The sequence below is a fragment of the Acinetobacter proteolyticus genome, assembly GCF_000367945.1.
GTDB classification, from domain to species: domain Bacteria; phylum Pseudomonadota; class Gammaproteobacteria; order Pseudomonadales; family Moraxellaceae; genus Acinetobacter; species Acinetobacter proteolyticus.
In genome coordinates this window covers 585,032-585,670 of record NZ_KB849179.1, presented here as the reverse complement: position 1 = coordinate 585,670, position 639 = coordinate 585,032, and the positions used below count along the sequence as shown (strand labels likewise).

Below are 639 nucleotides of genomic sequence, written 5' to 3'. Positions count from 1 at the left end.
TGCAATACCTGCACCACTCGCAGTATGTGCGGACAAGCCTGCCGACACCATATCTAATAACACACCCGCTTTTTGCCACTGGCTGGCATCTTTCCCTGCGGCTTTTAACTCATCAATCTGCTTATTGATTTCAGCTTTAGCTTCTTGGCGATTGGCATCAAACTTCTTGGTCACGTCCATCTGTAGATTGATTTCTTTCTGAACCTTGTCCTTATCAAACACATTGTTCAGCGCACCACTGTTCTCACGCGCTGTATCGGTCGTAACATCAGTCAAAATTTCAGATTTAATCTGCTCCGCAGTTTTTCCTGTCAGTTGTTGCTGACCTGTTTCATTGGTGATAGTGATATTTTTCGTATTCACTCCACTCTTGGTCACACTACTGTCTTTATCACTGTCCAGACCAAACCCTATCGATTTGCTTACACCCACTTGGCTTGAAGCATGCCCGTCAATCTTATTCGGCTTCGACAGTACCGTATCCTGTTGCTTTTGTCCCTGAGCATCATTTTTCCCAGCATTAAAGCCAGCACCCACCGAAATACCTTTGGCATCATACTCACTGACATTACGCAGCTCAGAATGCGTCAAGGTTACCGTGCTGAGACTGTTTTTATTCTGCGTCTCGGCAAGCTGAGT

Annotated in this window: 1 pseudogene; it reads right to left on the bottom strand. The window is 45.5% G+C overall.

Features of this window, described 5'->3' with window-relative positions:
- A pseudogene (locus F993_RS20460) lies at positions 1-639 on the bottom strand (VENN motif pre-toxin domain-containing protein); the annotation flags it as partial.